21 protein-coding genes are annotated in these 17,081 nt (G+C 38.8%); 14 read left to right on the forward strand and 7 right to left on the reverse strand.

The genetic code is table 11. The features are described from left to right. Positions 1-609: 609 nt before the first annotated feature. The 4 genes from CHJ_RS03160 (at position 610) to CHJ_RS03175 (ending at position 4,501) form a co-directional block, all read left to right on the forward strand. A complete protein-coding gene (locus CHJ_RS03160) occupies positions 610-1,491 on the forward strand; it encodes a hypothetical protein (protein WP_317916845.1) in 882 nt (293 codons plus the stop codon). Between the two features lie 199 nt (positions 1,492-1,690). Next, positions 1,691-2,575 (forward strand): sce7726 family protein, encoded by an 885-nt coding sequence (locus tag CHJ_RS03165; RefSeq protein ID WP_317916846.1) that lies wholly within the window; start codon positions 1,691-1,693, stop codon positions 2,573-2,575. Beyond that, on the forward strand, positions 2,536-3,441 hold the full coding sequence (locus tag CHJ_RS03170) for a sce7725 family protein (RefSeq protein ID WP_317916847.1): 906 nt from the start codon (positions 2,536-2,538) through the stop codon (positions 3,439-3,441). Before CHJ_RS03165 ends, CHJ_RS03170 begins: the two co-directional genes overlap by 40 nt. Before the next feature lie 4 nt (positions 3,442-3,445). Next, the gene (locus CHJ_RS03175) at positions 3,446-4,501 is read left to right on the forward strand and encodes an RES domain-containing protein (RefSeq protein ID WP_317916848.1); all 1,056 of its coding nucleotides are present in this window, start codon (positions 3,446-3,448) and stop codon (positions 4,499-4,501) included. Positions 4,502-4,515: 14 nt separating this feature from the next. On the opposite strand, the gene CHJ_RS03180 is transcribed toward CHJ_RS03175, so the two are convergent. After that, entirely contained in the window at positions 4,516-5,364 is an 849-nt protein-coding gene (locus CHJ_RS03180) for a helix-turn-helix domain-containing protein (RefSeq protein ID WP_317916849.1), read from the reverse strand. 372 nt (positions 5,365-5,736) lie between these two features. Here CHJ_RS03180 and CHJ_RS03185 point away from each other — a divergent pair, with 372 nt between their 5' ends. Together CHJ_RS03185 and CHJ_RS03190 are read left to right on the forward strand one after the other, a co-directional pair. Next, the gene (locus CHJ_RS03185; protein ID WP_317916850.1) at positions 5,737-6,399 is read left to right on the forward strand and encodes an inovirus Gp2 family protein; all 663 of its coding nucleotides are present in this window, start codon (positions 5,737-5,739) and stop codon (positions 6,397-6,399) included. Positions 6,400-6,479: 80 nt separating this feature from the next. Continuing rightward, positions 6,480-7,154: a hypothetical protein gene (locus CHJ_RS03190; protein WP_317916851.1), complete on the forward strand. Its 675-nt coding sequence runs from the start codon at positions 6,480-6,482 to the stop codon at positions 7,152-7,154. Positions 7,155-7,236: 82 nt separating this feature from the next. Here CHJ_RS03190 and CHJ_RS03195 read toward each other — a convergent pair whose 3' ends face one another. The 6 genes from CHJ_RS03195 to radC form a co-directional block, all read right to left on the reverse strand. Further along, entirely contained in the window at positions 7,237-7,470 is a 234-nt protein-coding gene (locus tag CHJ_RS03195) for a hypothetical protein (protein ID WP_317916852.1), read from the reverse strand. Positions 7,471-7,514: 44 nt separating this feature from the next. Then, entirely contained in the window at positions 7,515-7,775 is a 261-nt protein-coding gene (locus tag CHJ_RS03200) for a hypothetical protein (RefSeq protein ID WP_317916853.1), read from the reverse strand. A 52-nt stretch (positions 7,776-7,827) separates the two neighbouring features. Next, positions 7,828-8,160, reverse strand: coding sequence for a hypothetical protein (locus tag CHJ_RS03205; RefSeq protein ID WP_411861555.1), 333 nt, complete (start codon positions 8,158-8,160; stop codon positions 7,828-7,830). 44 nt (positions 8,161-8,204) lie between these two features. Beyond that, positions 8,205-8,972: a WYL domain-containing protein gene (locus tag CHJ_RS03210; RefSeq protein WP_317916855.1), complete on the reverse strand. Its 768-nt coding sequence runs from the start codon at positions 8,970-8,972 to the stop codon at positions 8,205-8,207. Between the two features lie 325 nt (positions 8,973-9,297). Then, on the reverse strand, positions 9,298-9,735 hold the full coding sequence (locus CHJ_RS03215; RefSeq protein ID WP_317916856.1) for a DUF2787 domain-containing protein: 438 nt from the start codon (positions 9,733-9,735) through the stop codon (positions 9,298-9,300). Then, positions 9,732-10,205, reverse strand: coding sequence for a RadC family protein (gene radC / locus CHJ_RS03220; RefSeq protein WP_317916857.1), 474 nt, complete (start codon positions 10,203-10,205; stop codon positions 9,732-9,734). The genes CHJ_RS03215 and radC overlap by 4 nt, the downstream gene beginning before the upstream one ends. Positions 10,206-10,360: 155 nt before the next feature. Here radC and CHJ_RS03225 point away from each other — a divergent pair, with 155 nt between their 5' ends. From CHJ_RS03225 to CHJ_RS03260, 8 genes are all read left to right on the forward strand, one after another. After that, positions 10,361-10,555, forward strand: a complete 195-nt coding sequence (locus CHJ_RS03225; RefSeq protein ID WP_317916858.1) for an AlpA family transcriptional regulator — start codon at positions 10,361-10,363, stop codon at positions 10,553-10,555. A gap of 76 nt (positions 10,556-10,631) precedes the next feature. Then, positions 10,632-11,060, forward strand: a complete 429-nt coding sequence (locus CHJ_RS03230) for an RNase H family protein (RefSeq protein ID WP_317916859.1) — start codon at positions 10,632-10,634, stop codon at positions 11,058-11,060. A 655-nt stretch (positions 11,061-11,715) separates the two neighbouring features. Next, entirely contained in the window at positions 11,716-12,288 is a 573-nt protein-coding gene (locus CHJ_RS03235) for a hypothetical protein (protein WP_317916860.1), read from the forward strand. Positions 12,289-12,380: 92 nt separating this feature from the next. Beyond that, entirely contained in the window at positions 12,381-12,995 is a 615-nt protein-coding gene (locus tag CHJ_RS03240) for a hypothetical protein (RefSeq protein ID WP_317916861.1), read from the forward strand. Positions 12,996-13,138: 143 nt separating this feature from the next. Next, complete coding sequence (locus CHJ_RS03245; protein WP_317916862.1) at positions 13,139-13,780, forward strand: hypothetical protein; 642 nt, start codon at positions 13,139-13,141, stop codon at positions 13,778-13,780. A gap of 158 nt (positions 13,781-13,938) precedes the next feature. Next, the gene (locus CHJ_RS03250; RefSeq protein WP_317916863.1) at positions 13,939-14,616 is read left to right on the forward strand and encodes an HNH endonuclease; all 678 of its coding nucleotides are present in this window, start codon (positions 13,939-13,941) and stop codon (positions 14,614-14,616) included. A gap of 159 nt (positions 14,617-14,775) precedes the next feature. Beyond that, positions 14,776-16,077: an anti-phage deoxyguanosine triphosphatase gene (locus CHJ_RS03255; protein ID WP_317916864.1), complete on the forward strand. Its 1,302-nt coding sequence runs from the start codon at positions 14,776-14,778 to the stop codon at positions 16,075-16,077. A 205-nt stretch (positions 16,078-16,282) separates the two neighbouring features. Further along, positions 16,283-16,918: a hypothetical protein gene (locus tag CHJ_RS03260; RefSeq protein ID WP_317916865.1), complete on the forward strand. Its 636-nt coding sequence runs from the start codon at positions 16,283-16,285 to the stop codon at positions 16,916-16,918. Positions 16,919-17,081: the final 163 nt, after the last annotated feature.

Consider the following 17,081-nt stretch of genomic DNA (forward strand, 5'->3'; position numbering starts at 1 on the left):
GAAATTATTGAGGACATACATCTTAAAAAAGACTCCAAATAAACCGTTCTCATCAGATCGGGAAAAAGGAGTTTAAATTAATACTGGATCTGGTTTCATTGGAAATGATCGGAAAAATAAAGATTTGCTACGTATTTTTATGAGATTTCTCGATTAGAGCTGTGTTTGAAGTTTCTAAAAAAGTAGCAAGGTGCGGTAGAGGTTAATTTAGCTGATAGTTGAGTGAGTGCTTCCAACTAATTCCGTATGAGTTTCAACTTATCACAAAAACAAAAAGGCCACCCGAAGGTGGCCTTTCCAAACGTTTGGTGGGCTGGCGGGAGTTGAATTTATATTTTATCTAATTGAATTAAAACAATTTAATGTATTAAATTTTCTCCATGGAGTACTTTTTGGAATACGTAACTTCAGTGTGATTAAGATCTCATTTTTATTAATTTGACTAAGAAAAGACACTTCAGTGGCTTTTCTCTAGTACTCCTATATATATTTGATAGTAGCTAAATGTAACTGTTTTACCAGAAAATTCTTAATAACCAGATGTTTGCATTATTTTATTGTTAAGGTATAAGAATAACTGTATGCGTGTAGTTACTTATTGGTGGTGCTATGAGAGAAGTCGAATTTGAGATTGATGGTTGCCGAGTTTCAACAGAAGACTATGAAAAATCGGTGGAGAAGTATATTGGACAGATAGTTTGTATTGAGTGTAAGAAAAAAGCTTGGTATGTAAAGTCATTTGCGTACAGAGATATAGAGAGGATAGCTTGCTTCAGTGCTCGACACTTGGATGGTTGTGATAGAGCTACATCTATATTGATTGCTGAAAACTTAGATGGAGAGGAGCAGGATGACGCATCTGATGCTAAAAATGCAGATATATTAGTAAATCTTGATAAAACCAAACATAACTCTATAGAAGTTTCGACACCCGCCAACAAACATACTGGAGATGATCACCACTGGGATCCAACCCCAAAAGCTATTGCAAATGGCACAAAATCTAGTGAGTTCCCAACAAATAAGTCTTTGAGGCAAATCTTAAGTTACTTAGCAAAAAATCCTAACTACGGTGAGGGAAAAAATATACGAATTACGGCTGATTCAGGAAGAGAGTTGATTAACGGCGCATTGAAGGACTATCTAGTCGAAATTCCTCACCTTGCCGAGCAGGACTATAGAGAAGAAAAGATTTTTTGGGGGGAGATTAATAACTTCAAAGAAAATGAAGATGGTTCTTTATGGCTCAACTATGGTTCATACAAAGAACCCAGCCTTATATTAAGTAAAGGGCTGAAAGAAGACGTTATGAGGGTCTATCGGCTTGGAAGTTTAGAGCGTTTTCAAGGTTCACATTTTATTATTTTCGGAGTAGCTGGTATTACAAAGAATGGCAAAACTATTCTTAGGTCATCAATGCCTAAGTATATGAACTTTATAAATTACAGACACGTTACTATCGATAAAAATGAGTCGTCTAATTTGTCATGAAGTTAATTGAAGCCAACGGGTGATACCTCAATAACAAGATAGGTTTTATCTCACTACAGAGTTTTCATAGAAAATTGGGATGTAGGGCATGAGGAGTGTTAAACACTAGTGTGGTTAAAAACTATTTGCGCTATTGTTTATCATAAGGGAAGAAAAGGGTATATTTGCTCGCCTTGCACATTAGAGACTTCAAGTTACCATGGCAATTACGGCTAGAGATGCATCTAAGTTATTCAATAGTAATAAACTATCAGCGCTTGCTGATGGTGATTTGTCGTATGTGGAAAAAATTGCTCGAGAGTACTTACAAGCAGATATGGACAGCTTGCAACTAAGTGAAATATTTGACAATACGCTCAAACGACTGAGTGTAGAGTACCGTTCAGAGTATTACTTTAAAAACACAATCGCTCTTCGTAGGTTGTTAGGTCGACATTCTTTAAATACTGCTGCGATGTTGTCTGAATTTAGGGTCGGAAAAAGTAAGGCTGACTGTGTCATCATTAACGGAAAAACAACCTGCTACGAAATAAAAACCGAGTATGACAATCTAAATCGTTTAGGTGAGCAACTAAACGATTATTTAAAGCTGTTTGATGAAGTATATGTAGTGTGTGCTGCAAAAAATTTAGACAAAGTTCTTGAAGCAACAGATCCTAGGGTAGGGGTGCTTGAATTAACAAAAAAGGACTATCTAAGTGAGAAGCGAGCTGCTTTAACTAGAACAGCACCGATAGATATTGACGTACTTATTAGATCTTTAAGAAAAGATGAGTACATTGAATTGGTTAGAAGAACTACAGGGCAAATTCCTGATGTTCCTAATAGTTTATTGCTAAAAACCTGTAAGTCACTCCTTAATTCTGTAGAACCTACTCATATTGCAACTAGTTTCATTGAAGTTTTGAAAGAAAAGCGGTTAAATGATAGTAACTTAGTCAATGCGTTACCTCGCTCTCTGATAAATGCAGCTATTAGTTATCAGTTTTCCAGCGGACAAATTTATGCATTGAAACGCATTTTTACCGTTAGTAAGGATAGCCGATGTATTTACCCTACCTTAGAGGGAAGCAGTTTGAACTGATTGCTGTACGAGAATTATCAGACAAAATCCCCTCAAATATATTCCGACCAATAATAGAACCTGTACGAAAAAATATCTCTCCACTAATACGTACCATCAAGCATGTGAATGACAATGGCTTTTGTCCTTTGATTGTCATGAACCCTTCTGTAGGTGAATTTTCGGATGAACCAAGAGCTTTAATTGAAACACTTCAAGAGCATGAAATTGATTTTTTACCTTGCCTAGTAATAAAAGGAGGAGAGTCAGAGATCGTGAAGGAACTGATTAAAGAAGTACAGGGCGCATTTGCAATCCAGATCACTGGTGGTATCGATATGGAGAGTATTCATATTTCTAGTGATGCAGAAATAGTTATTGTTGATTCTGATTTACCACCAATGGCTATCTCTCGATTAAACAATGTAGTGCTGCTTGGTGATTTTTTCCAAAAGCAAAAAAGAAATGCAGACTATACAAAAGAGTCATCATTTTCGCATCTTCACGCTACTTACAGAACACAGCAAAATGTCATTGGGTTTGGTGACTATACCTTAATTGGAAGCGAGTATTCGGAGTCTGGTGGACCAGCATATGTTGTCACAATCCATTCATCTTATATTAATACTAGAATGTTTGATGAAATGTTTGTTAGGCATTATTCCTCAACTGATGACGGCACTCCAACTGACCCAGCAGGTAAGTTTGCAGAGGCTTTAGCTTTGTATATTGATGATGCTAATGTAGCTCCTAGCGTTTTTTATCAGTCTAATGCATTAGATGAGTTTCGAAAGCTGCATGAGAGTGGGCACTTCCCCGGATTAGGGCATGTAAAAAAATTATCTATGGAACACCATATCGAAACGGTTTGTGATTACTTGGAATAGCAGAATGTCTAAATGCTGTCTACATTGTTTCTCAGATCTCGCGATTATTGAGATAATTCAACGTGAAGGTACTTTCTGGAACTGCTCATTTTGTAATTCTAGTGATGTGTTGTGTATAGAACCAGATAACTTGACTGGGTTATTTGAGCTTGTATTAAGTTGTATTTTAGAAAGTGAGCAAGGTGATGAGCTGCATAGGTTTTATACCAACGAATTTAAGATAGTTTCTGATACTGTCAATAATCCCGCTCAACTTATAAATGAAATCTTAGGAAGTGGCTTTGATGGGAAGCGCTTTGTACTCAAGGAAGGAATATCTGAGTATCAGGAAGAATGGAGCACATTTAAATCTCATCTCATTAAAGAAAATCGTTTTTTCCCGAACAACTCTTTATATGGAAAAATATTTTCAACTGACGTAAATAATGAGTTGAGTGTATCTGTTGAAGCTGCAATATTCCTTAGAACAGTCGAAGCATTGAGTAAGCAAAGAGCAAGCGGTGAACTATTTTATAGGGCTAGGGTATCAGAAAAGCCACTTCAAGCCCTAAAAATGGGAAGTCCACCGTCAGAAATTTCCTCTGCGGGCAGAGCCAACCCAGCTGGTATCCCATACTTATATTTGGCTGAAGACTTGAATACCTGTTGTCAGGAAGTTAGACCCAGTAATGGGTCAAAGATATATGTATCTGAAATTCGAGCTAAAAAAGATCTAAGGCTTGTCGATCTAACAGACCCCAAGCAGAAAATCGCATTGTTAAAATGTGAAGAAGAAGAGCTAGAGCTTACTCTTAAGTGTTTAAATTTATTGCAACAATTCTCAGAGGAACTGTCAAAGCCAGTTTTACCTGAAAAATCGCACTTAGACTATATTCCCACTCAGTTTATTTGCGAGTACCTCCGTACGATCAGGGCATATGACGGTATTGTATTTAATAGTTCCTATGGATCTGGAAAAAATGTTGTTTTGTTTACTGATGAGCATGTCCAGATTGATGAGCCAACAGCACATACCGTTACTTCAGTGGAAGTTCATGTAGAGGCGAGTGACCACCTATAAATTTAGGTATGTGGCTAACCTAATACTCGAAATATTGCAGTCCTTACATTTGTAGGGCAATCTTTTCGTCTAACAAATTTAATCAATTCTTGCTTCAAGTGATGAAGGTTGGTTCTGAATTGAAAATGATCAATAGAGTTCTTGACGATATATGGTGAGTCATTTGAAACCAGAGTATGGTGCATGTGCTTATGATATTCGTTTACATCTGCAAAAACACTCGTAAATTTCAACCAGAATTTTTCTGTTAGTTCGATAAAGCTTTGAAGACCAGTATGACCTCTCTTAGTCACTCTGGTATGTAAGTAAATATATTTTTGTTCTTCTAGCAATTGAATGTTATTAGATACACGCCGGATACTCATTCCTAGGTGCGTTGCTAGCTCACCTAATGAGACACTTAATCCCATTGAGTTTTTATCTGCGTGTTGAGCTAAGAACATTGAGATCACGATAAGCGCTTCCGTCTTCTCAAATTTTTGGGTTGTATGTTGAGACCAGAAAGTCTGAACAATAACTTCATGGTTTATTTCTTTCGTATCAACTAAGTCAGTAAGGACATGACTTTGTGATAGTGGTGAACATGGAAGTAGAACTATCTGCTTATTGTTTTTGTAGCCCTCAAAATATTCTATATCTAATAACTTTTCTCCTGTGTCGGCTGCAAGTATTTTTGACATATCGATAGCATCATTTTGATGAGAAAAGGATAATTTAAATGTTCTCTCTCCGTCGGAAAATACTTGGAATTCTCCTTTTTTGTCGTAAGGATTGATCAAGTTTACTACACGTTCTATCGCTGACTCTTGGGGTTCCTTTTCTTGAATATCGCTACTTGCAGCTGCTTTAGAAGTCTCTTTCATCTCTAATTTTTAAGTTTGGTTGAACACTAGAAAATATCTTATCATGAAGTGTAATCCGACGACATGATTGAAATTTTTCGTTCCATGTTAAGTGTGAGTGATTGTAATTTATTTATATTCCGAAATTAACATTCTAGTACTGTTGCTTTTGATTTAATTAGCAGTGAAAAGAGTGAATTGAGTTGAAAGTGGCTACTAGAGTGCTGCACCTTAAAAACTGTATGTGCGGTAAATAATAATACTTATACGTTCAGACAGAACTATCTATCTCTACCATTCAGACCCTCCCTACTTCGAGTGATAGAGGAAATAAAAAATAAAATTTTACGTTAATGACTGTACCTATGGGAACGAATCGAATAGGTACACATCATGGTTATTAAGACAAGTAAACCGAAGAACCTGACAATCACCAAAGCAAGAATTTTTAGTGGATATCCTCTCTATTACGATAAAGATGGATTAGTGGAAGAGTATTTAAAGAGTATGGAGCAGGTACTGGATAATGCTCTGGCTGAGCATCCGAGAAGTTTAGCGGTAAGAGTCGATCTAAATCTCCCTAAAGATTTTAATGACGATTCTTCTGAAGTGATAACTCGCTTCTTTCGTTCCTTGAAATCTCAGGTAGAAGCGGACATTAAGAAGAAATCTAAAAACGCTTGGTGCAAATATAGGTATTGTACGATTAGATACGTATGGGCAAAAGAATGCTGTACGTCAACATCTAGCCATTATCATGTGATGATGTTCTTTAATCGGGATATCTATAACTGCTTAGGGTTATTGGAGAACGGTAGAAGTAATCTAGCTATCCGAATTAGAAATGCATGGAAACGTTCTGTGTCGGCTTGTTACGAAGGGACTGAAAGGGCTATGGTACATTTCCCTACACAAGGCGTTTATTCGGTATCAAACAAAAATGAAACCAAGGAGCAGGTAAAAAATAGAGTCTTTTATCGAATGAGTTATCTGGCGAAGTTAAGAAGTAAAAATTACGGTGACAGTAAGAAGAACTTTGGTGCTAGTCGTGTTTAAATGGTTTTTATAGATAACATATATCTATACCTCGATTCAGAAGGGTATAGATTTAACTAATAACAAGAGCCTTAAGACAAATGGAACATGAAAGAACTTTTGATACAGAGTATAGAGGTTATGAAATAGCACCTAATCGAACGGGGATACCTACTCAATGGTTAGATGAACTAATTAAGGTATGTAGAAAATCGCGAGTCAATCACCAGAAGACAACTGCCGTAATGTTCCGTGTTCGATACCCTTTTCAGGCAATATTTAAAGATGGGCAAGATGTGTTTCCCGTGTTTGTGAAGTTTCTGAAAAGTGAGATTGCGCGACATACTAGCTCTAGACGTCGAATCTTCCCTTCTGCGAATGAAAAAAAATCATCAAACCTATGCCGCTTTGTTTACTTGCTTGAAGAGACCATCGTCCCCACGAGATATACGGGCGTATCGAATCGCTATAAAAAAAAGGAGTATTCAGAATATCTAACTGCTGTATTACTTGTCGATGGTGATAGGTTTTTTATAGAAGTTGGAGGTAAAAACCGTTTGTTAGCACAGCTAATTGTGGATGCATGGGAAGATACTTTGTATAAATTCAAAGCATCAGTAGCAAAATACGATATTGATTTGATGGGTTGGTATGAGTTGGATGACGATGGTTATTTGGATGAGACCGACAGACTATTCGAAGATTTTAGTGACGCTTTCAGCCAAGAGTATGACGAAACCAAAAGGACTCAACTGTTTGGTGTTAGTAATCGATAGATCTGGCATTGTTCGGGTTGGTAGGGGTTGAAAGGAGCACAATCTGCTCCTTTAGGAAGACGTTTAATTGGATAACAAATGGCTAATCTTCTTCAGCAGCTTTACAGCCTTTAGGCACCTCAATACTCGACATTGCCTTTCCTGCCTGTTTCGCCGTCTTCACATCCAGCTTGTATTGAGTGCATTTTCCAACGCTAACGTTGACTGCTCCAGAATCAGAAGATGGATTACCTCCAAGAGTGCCACTACCTTGAGCCAAAACAAAAGGCGTTATGAAGGTAGAAAGTAGAGCGGTGATTTTTGTTGTATTTTTCATTGTGTATATCTCTTTGTGATTTATGAAAGAAAGGGGAAGTAGAGTTAATTGGAGATAGGTTTTGTTTGAGAGTTACAATTAGTTGCATCAGAAACCTGACCGTTAAGTTTTCCACAAACATCGGCTGTCCAATGCAGAAGTACTCCAGCAACAAGCGTGGATTGAGCGCCTTGTTTACCATTCCAGTGCTTTTCTAGATATTCCTTATCTACGTTAGGCGCACCTCCGAGTGCTGCCGAAGCCATTGATGAAAGGGTTAAAGATGCGGCGACAGTGCTAGCGAAGATGATTTTATTTAGGTTCATAGTAATTCCTTGTCTTAGGTAAATATTTGGAAGGGTATTTAGTTGGTCAGGATTAGAAGCTGTACACAAAGGTTCCAGCGTTCGATGTCACTTCGATTTCTTTCACGTTGTCTACGGTGCAGTTGTTGCTGTACCCCGTATAGGTTTCACCGAACTTCAATTGAACGTTTCTAGATAGCTCTGAGGCTGTGCCAGCAGGAAGGCGACAGTTACCTCTATTGATGACAACATTGCTTATTACGGTGCTGTTGGTTATGGCTTGTAGGTCAAAGACCAAACTCCCCCAATGAGAGTTGGTGGATATCGATACTTCAATATCAGCAACTGCTTCAGGAGTTTCTTCTTGCTCTGTGCAGGCTGTGACTCCTATAAATAGGGACATCATTACGGCGTACTGAACCGACTGACTCAATAGGTGTTTTATACTTGTCATGGGTTTGCTCTCCTCATCGGCGAGTGAAATTCTGGATACTCTGCTCCCTCGTGCTCATGCATGAACTGTTCAAGATTGAAATCAGAGGGATAAGTAAATGAAAATGTCGAGACACTGGCCTCATCAATAAGCGGTAAGGCGATGGTGTGTATCGTGTGTTGGTTAGGTAATCGAAAAAGCAGCAAGAGCGCGTCACATTGAACCGAGAGTCCCAGAGGTTCAACGAGCGCCTTCTCTTGCTGCATAACTTGGCTTGATATCTTCAACATACGATGGTGCAGTAATGCTGTATGGACGGTGCTGAGGACGTGCTGTTGCGCGTCAGTCCAGCCCCTAATATCAGGTAGATTAATGTGTACTTTGTTCAGCCATAGTCGCTCTTTTGAAATGGCTGAGCCTTTATTCCATAAGGATTTGTCTCTCTCCGAGGACCGACCTAAGCCATTGCTCAGTTCATCAGGAATAACAGGCATTAAGTACTTGTTGGTCAAGTGCCAATGCAACGTTTCCTGCTTGTTGAGCTTCAGTAATTGCTCCGATGTTTTACGGTAAGTGTGCGGCATGCTTTGTGTTTCACACTCTACGTTAAACACCTCCACAATGACTTCATCCAGATAACGTTTGATACTGCGTGTGGTTCTATGGCTATCCAGTTTGGCTAATTGTTGCTGCAACTCCTTAACGGTTATCCATCGATGTTGAGGAATAAGCATCAGCGTGTGCAGCAAAGCGGATAACCCTTCAATGCTGGTTTTGTTGCTCATGGTTTTTCTCTCAATACATCAACAGGTGGATACGTTGTTGCTGGTGGACATTTAATGTCGTGAGAATAAAGAGGGGTCGGACACATAATGTCCAACGGTGAAATAGTCATCAATTGGCTTTATGAAAACGTGAACCAATTAACATTCAGGTGGCGTTACTTACCTTTTAGGTCAGCTATGAACACAATCACTCCCACCAATAACACAACGAGAAAGCCCAAAGATGTGAGGCTACCAATTGCACCAAAGAGAGGGGACAACGTGAACAAAGCGATAAGGGCCGTAACCAGTTTGATGGTTTGGAGTAGGAGGGAAATCATAGACGTTAACTAAACGTTTTCACCATAGAGAGTTGAACATCATCAAAGATGTTTCTTGATAGGTGCCTCGCAAGGGCTTTCATCCAGATAAACAGAAGTTCTTGTACTTCAGGGTGAGCTAGTTCGGTGGTACCGATGTCGGGTTGATAGCACCAAAGGTTGGCTAAGTGAAAATACAGCTCAGGCTCAACCAATGTGCTGTCGTTATCGGGATAAGAAAAGCTGGCAAAGAACACCACCAGCCAACAACTACGATTACTGTCGCGTTTTAACTGTATCTCGATAGGGTGTAGCCCTTGCCTTGTTCGATAGTAACTCGATTGTCGGCAGTTAAGCACAATGCGCGAAGCGTTCTCAGGAATAGAAAACCGTCCAACTATTGTTTCTAATAACGAGTGTAATGTGCTCTCGATAGCAATCTCTCCATACATTTTAGTAATCATAGCCACCCCTTTTCAGCAAACGAGAAACAACGTTCACCTGTAACGATATGGTCAAGTACTCGCACATCGACTAAGGCGAGGGCATCTTTCAAACGGTCAGTAATACGCTTATCCGCTTGTGAGGGAGTAGCGTCACCTGAAGGGTGGTTGTGAGCCATTATCACGGCCGCTGCATTTACTCCTAATACGGTCTTTATTACTTCACGAGGGTAGATAGTGGCGGCATCTACCGTCCCTTTAAATAATGCCTTAAACTCAATTAATCGGTGTTGGTTATCCAGTAACAGCAAAGCAAACACTTCTCGCTCGCACCCTCCTAATTTACAACGAATAAATTCTTTAGTGGCTTCAGGGTTACTGAAGGCATCACCGCGTACATATCGGTTAGCCAGTATCTCAGCGGCATGCTCCAGTATTTCGTTTTCCTGATAGCGTTGCTGCTTTTGGTAATTGAGTGTCTCTTGGTTCATTTCAGGCTCCTTGTGAGAATCAATGGTGGATATTCACAGTGATGACATATGCCTGAAGGTTTTTTAAATCGATGTCCGCTGCTGACTCACGAGCAGTAACTTATTTTTTACGGTGGTGGCTTTTCTCATGGGTATATACAAACAGGAGATTTTCCATGAGATTTTTAAGACTAAAAGAAGTAATAGCGTTAACGGGATTAGGTCGTTCAAGCATCTATAAATTTATGGAAGAGAATACCTTTCCTAAAACGGTGTCACTGGGTGGGCGCGCTGTCGCATGGGTAGAAAGTGAGATAGAAGATTGGATGAGCGAACGACTAAGTAAACGTGATAATTCAGTACAAGCATAAGCAAGACGAGAAACACAATTCTAACAAGGCTGACAAAAATCATTGTTGGCCTTTTTCAATTTATGGAGAGTTAAAAATGGGTAATTCAATTTATGTAAATGCTTCTGCCCCAAACAATCAAAGCGGATGTCAACAAGGTGGAATAGGGCTGGTTGTTATTGATGAAAACAATGAAGTGGTGTACGAAGATAGTATTACTATTCACGGGAAAATAGATTGTTCTGAACTGAAATTATTGGCTTTCATAGAGGGACTAGAGTACGCCGAAGACGGAGATGCGATATTTTCAGATAGTGAGTATTGCGAGAAAGGCTTTAATGAATGGCTGGATAACTGGAAGCGTAAAGGGTGGCGTAAATCTGACAAGAAACCTGTGGCAAATCGCGCTCTATGGCAACAGGTAGATAGACTTCGTTCAGACAAATATGTAGAGGTGTTTAAGGTCAAGGCGCATTTTGGAAATGAAAGGGCTGATGCTTTGGCTATGGAGGCAGCTCTAGACTAGAGTCTAAATGGTTACACTTGCTGGCGTAGTAGGCCAGCAAGTTTCGTTTTCTCAAATGTTGTTTGAATAGATGAACTTCGCTAACATGAGAGCAACCTAGTTGACAAACACTTCCTAATTTATGTGGTCAGGATCTGATACAGAGATTTTCCGTATTTTTCTACTGAAGTTTACTTTAAACTCAGGCAACAGTCTGATAGTAGTTGAATTTCATAATAAATGAACGCAACATAAATGGAATGCAAATAAGGAAAAGTTACATTTATAAAGCGTTAGTCGATTAATGCTTTGAAAAATATTGAGGTTAAGGCTCGTTCAGTATCTGTCGTCACATCGATTAACTGGCAACGTTATTTAGTTTTCGGGACCTCATGATGTTGACGTTCAACTTAAGGCGTTCTGTTTGGCCGAGTCAAATGTCGAATGACTGCCTAAGTAAGCGGCACAAATTGCTTAAGTGGACGCTCAAACGCTCGGCACTCTCGACTTGGATTTTTGTAGGCTTGGGCAAGTCAGATGGCAGCGTCATTTAGCAAGGCGTTATGTGTCTCAGAATGTAAGGTGCTCTAAAAAAATGAGTAGAAAACAAATATCTCAAAAAATTCAAGCCGAGGTACTTTTGAAGTCTCGTCGGCGTTGTTGTATATGTTATGGATTGAATAGAGACACTACGATTAAACAAGGGCAAATTGCACATTTAGATCATGACGCTAGTAATAATGATGAAAGCAATTTGGCTTTTTTATGTTTCGACCATCATGACCAGTATGACAGTACTACTCGGCAGAGTAAGAACTTAACAAAGCTAGAAGTTTTAGAGTTTCGAAATGAGCTGATTACAGATATCTCTAACGCATTTTCTGGATTAGTTGCTTTCGGGGAAGCCAGTACGTTAGGGACTGACGTTATTTCTGGCCACTATGTTAGGGACGGGGAATTTGAGAGTGCTGATGTGAAAGTTCAAAGGCTTCCTGACGGGAAATATCATGTGGATGGTTTAGCACTATGGGGGAAAACGAGAGAGTATGGTCCGAATATTGGTGACTTAGATTTTATTGGTGAGTTACATGATGACACAATTGAGTATACCTCCGGTAATCCAGCTCGTGAGCCATATAAAGCTTTATTCCAGTTCCATAATGGTACTTTGGTAATTTCTGAAGAAAACTGGTGCGGGATATTTGGTATGAATGTATGTTTTCAAGGTCAATACCACAAAGCTACATAACACGGCACTTAAGTCGGATTCGTAAACGCATTCTAAACATAGCATGCGTTGCTCACCGCTTAGCGTTAGGGCTCAGAATAAAGGAATCATTAATGATTAGTTATTGCACCGAAAAAACGACTGAGTATTCACTTGTTCCAGCGTTTTCTTCACTGTTAAGTGACTGTGGAGAGAATGTGCCAATTCAGTATTGGAAGACGCGAGAAGGCAATAAGACTTCTTCCGCACTACATGGTTCTGAACAAGTGTATTTAGTTGCGTTCTTTGCTCGACGTCCTAAAGTAAAAATTACTAAAGATGGGTTATTGCAAGGTAAGATCAACTCTGACATTTTTGAATTTAACAGTATGGCCAAAAAATCTGGAGTTCCTGTATTTTGCGGTATGCCTTTAGCTCGTAATTTGTTTGAAATATACAATTCTGAGAATGTCTGGTTTTATGTCCCACCTAATGCCCCAGATTATGATGAGGTTATCTTTAACCTAACTGATTGCAATGATGTCGTAATTTCTGACCCAAATAGTGTTGTAGAGCAGGTTCTATCTGGAAATGTTGCTGAAATAGTTCGCCAGCAATGTAGCCCTATGACTTGGGTTCAGGCTGTAGATATAATGACTGAGCTAAATCGTAAACCTGGAAATAGTGCATGGTTTCTCCGAAGCTGGCGGCATAAACCTGTCTATTTCGTCATTAAACAAAAGCCCTAACAAATTGCCTAAGACGGATTCCCAAACGTATGCCATTTCGCTCCACTCAAGTGTGGTAGACGTTTTCTCACCACTTAGTAAGGTGTTAGGTTCTTATGAAACTATCTGATATATAATGAACAAGTTCTATTTTTGAGGTGTGTATGTTAGGGCAATATAATATAAAAAATAGCCATGTTGGTTGGCCTATTCTATCCGGGCTAGGTAAGTCAAAGTTCATTAAGTCATTTAACGTTTGGTTTGTCGCTATTCCAATTTTCGCCAAACTTTTGGAAAGTTTTCCTGAATCGACAACCTATGTTATGTTCGAGCAACAGCTAGGCTTTACATGGGGGTTACCTTTTAGTTGGAAAGCTCTCTATTTTGCAGCATTGCTCTTTACGTTAGCCAACATTATTTATGCTGTTTTTTGTCCAGCAATCATTAAAAATTATGATTCGTTTACAGATTTTATGCATAAAGATGGTAGTTCTGAAGCCATTAAACATATGTTCGAACCACTACTGAATAAGTCAGCTCCTGAGTATGAAAAAATATTGGCACAAAACTTTAGGGATCATGTGCCAATGACAAACCGTGACCGCGGTGGTAAATCCCATCGGCAAATGATCGATGAGGGTAGAGTTCTAAATGAATATTTAAGTGAAGCTTTCTCCAACGTCAAAGGTGCGTTTGAACATGAAACTCCTTTAATTCAATATAGCTGTTCAGTGTTTTATTTTTTCGGGTTCACAATTTTAGTCTGGTTGTTAGCTACTAACATTCAGTTTGTTGTCAGTGCATGAGTTTAATACGAACAAAAGCATTTAAGAGTGATTCGTAACGCGTAGTATTTTTGCCATGTGTATACTTTTGTGTTTAAGGTGATTTGCAGAAACTTCGGTATTGCGTTACTCACACCTCAATGCCGCGTTAGGGCTCCAGTTTTGACCATGGAATATATATGACTTTAGAAGCAATATTTGTTACTCAGTTATCATCAATAATAGGGTTTATTGTAGCGTTATTTGTTTTGTATCGAGTTCTGGTAGCAGCAAAGAACTCTACTATTGAATCTTTGAAACAACAGATTAATCTTCAAGCCCAAAAGCTAAGTGATTATGAAAGCCAAGAACCCGACATCCTCTTACAAGTACTTCAAAGGCGCACTAAAGCTCTAGAAAAAGAGTTAAAAGAGCGAGAAGAAGCCAACATTCAATCTATAGAAGAACAGAAAGATTCGATTGATAGAGTGAAAGAAATTGAAGAAGAGCTTAAGTCCCACGAACTTGTTCTGGAACGTGGCCTTGTCGTTACTCGAAATGCAAGAAAAGTAACAGCCCATACGCGCCACTATCTTTTGAAAATGTATGATGAAACTTGCCAAGTTTGTGGCCTAAAAGATAGTCAAGTTATGGAAATAGCACACATTAAGTCATTTATCTCAGGTGGTGAGTCATCTATAAGCAATATGTTGCTTATTTGCTCAAACGATCACCGCTTACTTGATAGAGGCGCATGGAGTATCAATGATGATTTCAGCTTGATTGGAAAAGAAGGAAAGCTAAATGTTTCACCAAAACACGATATTTCAAAAGAGTCTTTAAAGTGGCATAGAGAAACTGTGTTGAAAGTCCAATAGAAGGCATTTAAACGGAACCAATATAGTGAGTTAGACTTCGTCTCTACACATTATAACCTACAATTTTAGTGCGCCTAATGCGGTATTATGTACTTATTACCTTGATTGCAGTAAAACTGCCCTCATATTAAGTGTGTATCCATCTTAATTTTGGGGTTTATGATGTGGGATAGTCGCTTCAAATCAGCCATAGATAGTGGCTTTAAACGTAATGAATTCTCTCGAGATCGTGCAAGGATTATTCATTCGGCTTCGTTTCGTCGCTTGCAAGGAAAGACGCAAGTTCTCGGGTTAGGGGAAAGCGATTTTTATCGTACCCGGTTAACTCACTCACTAGAAGTTGCTCAACTGGGCAGTGGTATTGCTGAGTTTCTTAAAACTAAATATCCTGAAAGTGAAAACCCAGAAATCTTTGAATTGATTCCGGAACAAAACTTAATTGAGTCTATTGGATTAGCACATGATATCGGTCATCCGCCTTTCGGTCATGGTGGTGAAGTTGCATTGAATTATTCAATGCGCAACGATGCTGGTTTTGAAGGGAACGCTCAAACACTTCGTATTTGTACTAAGCTTGGTGAATATTCCGAAGAAGAAGGGTTAAACTTAACTCGACGTACATTACTCGGTCTAATTAAGTATCCTGCATATCATAATGACGTAGTTAATAAGGAACTTTATACTGATAATGGTGGCATCAATCTAGATGGTTTTAAGCCGCCGAAGTGTATTTACAACTGTGACAAAGATCAAGTTGATTGGATCTTACTGCCTTTCACAAATGATCGTGCTAAATTTATGTCGTCAGAGCCTAAGAAAGGCAAACATGCTAAACCTAAATATAAGTCGTTCGATTCAAGTATTATGGAGTTAGCCGATGATATTGCATATGGTGTCCATGATTTGGAAGATGCAATAGCACTTCGATTGGTTGATCAATCAATGTGGCGGCGAGAGGTTGTTGATAAACTGACAGACCCTTTAAACACATACCCATTGGCTAGTAAGATCGATGAGCTAACTCAATTACTATTTTCTGGTGAAAACAAGACTAGAAAACGTGCTGTTGGACAATTGGTAAATTACTTCATTAACAAAACAGAAGTAGCTGTGTTAGATAAATTTACGCATAAGTTGTTTGACTACCAAGGTGAACTCGATAAGAAAGCACGTGAAGAACTTGATATTTTTCAAGAGTTTGTTGTCAATAACGTAATTTTAACTCCAGAAGTGCAAACACTTGAGTACAAAGGGCAGCAAATGATTGTGCAGTTGTTTGATGTGATTTCAAACAATCCTAAACGGTTGTTACCTAAGAAGTATTATGAAATGTATAAGGCGCAAAACGACAATCTTCGAGTGATTAGTGACTATATTGCGGGCACAACTGATGATTATGCAACTCGCTTATACCATAAGATTTTTACGCCTTCTTCGGGGTCGATATTTGACCGCCTCTAAACGAACATAGCAAACTTTTCAAGGGCTATTCGCAACGCGTGTCATTTTTACTATGCGTAGCGTAGCGTTGCGTTGCGTTTAGTGTTCAAGGTAGTTTGTCGCAGTTTTGGTATTGCGTTACTCACACCTCAACAGGACAATATGTTTATAAAATGGAGAAATAAACTTGTTCAATGGACCCGTAGCTGACTTCATTATCCAAGAAATGAAAATAGAAATAGAATCTATTGAAAGTAAGTTGAGGGAGCCAAGTTTAGCAAAATATAGCAGCCAAATAATCGATGCTGTTGAACATTTCGTTAATGTAATAAAGGAGTTCGAGTCCTCAGGAAAAGCTCGGGAGCTATACGCTACTACTGACAACTGGGCAGAAGATAAAATCAACAGTCATGCACTGGCTCTGTCAAGTTCATTTGAAGATGAAGAAGTCTGTGCTGTTATCGACGCTCTGCGGCATGCTTTTACGTGTTTTGCCTATAACGGTTTACACCAGCTATATACTAGACAAGAAAACGAAGCATGGTTCCCTAAGGTTGTTTTAAAAGAAGTTCTTGTGCCAAACGATATATTTAAATTAGATCAAGAGATTACTCTTTATCGTGGCAGCTGTGTTAGTGAGTTTGAGTCAAGTCAATATGGACAAGCTTGGACAACTTCCTTGTCAGTAGCAAATGCGTTCGCATATGAACACTACCAAAGCCAAGATTGGTTCGATCGCTCCAATCGAATCGTAATGGTAGCTAAATACTTAAGAGAAAATGTTTTGTTCTCTCATCAATCTGTTGAGTTTGAAGTGGTTGTAGATACAACTAAATTAAGCGACGTAAAATTATACACATAACAAATAAGGATCAAACGCTGCGAAGCCAATGCTTGATCTTGATAGTTGAATAAGCCCGATACCTTTATATAAGTGAAGGCACTTCGTATAAGTGTTTTTTTGAGAGAGTTAAACCCATCAGTGCTTTTAGGAGCTATGTCAATAGTTGAGCGCATCACTACTT

Source organism: Vibrio sp. MACH09, from assembly GCF_033238805.1.
Classification (GTDB): Bacteria; Pseudomonadota; Gammaproteobacteria; order Enterobacterales; family Vibrionaceae; genus Vibrio.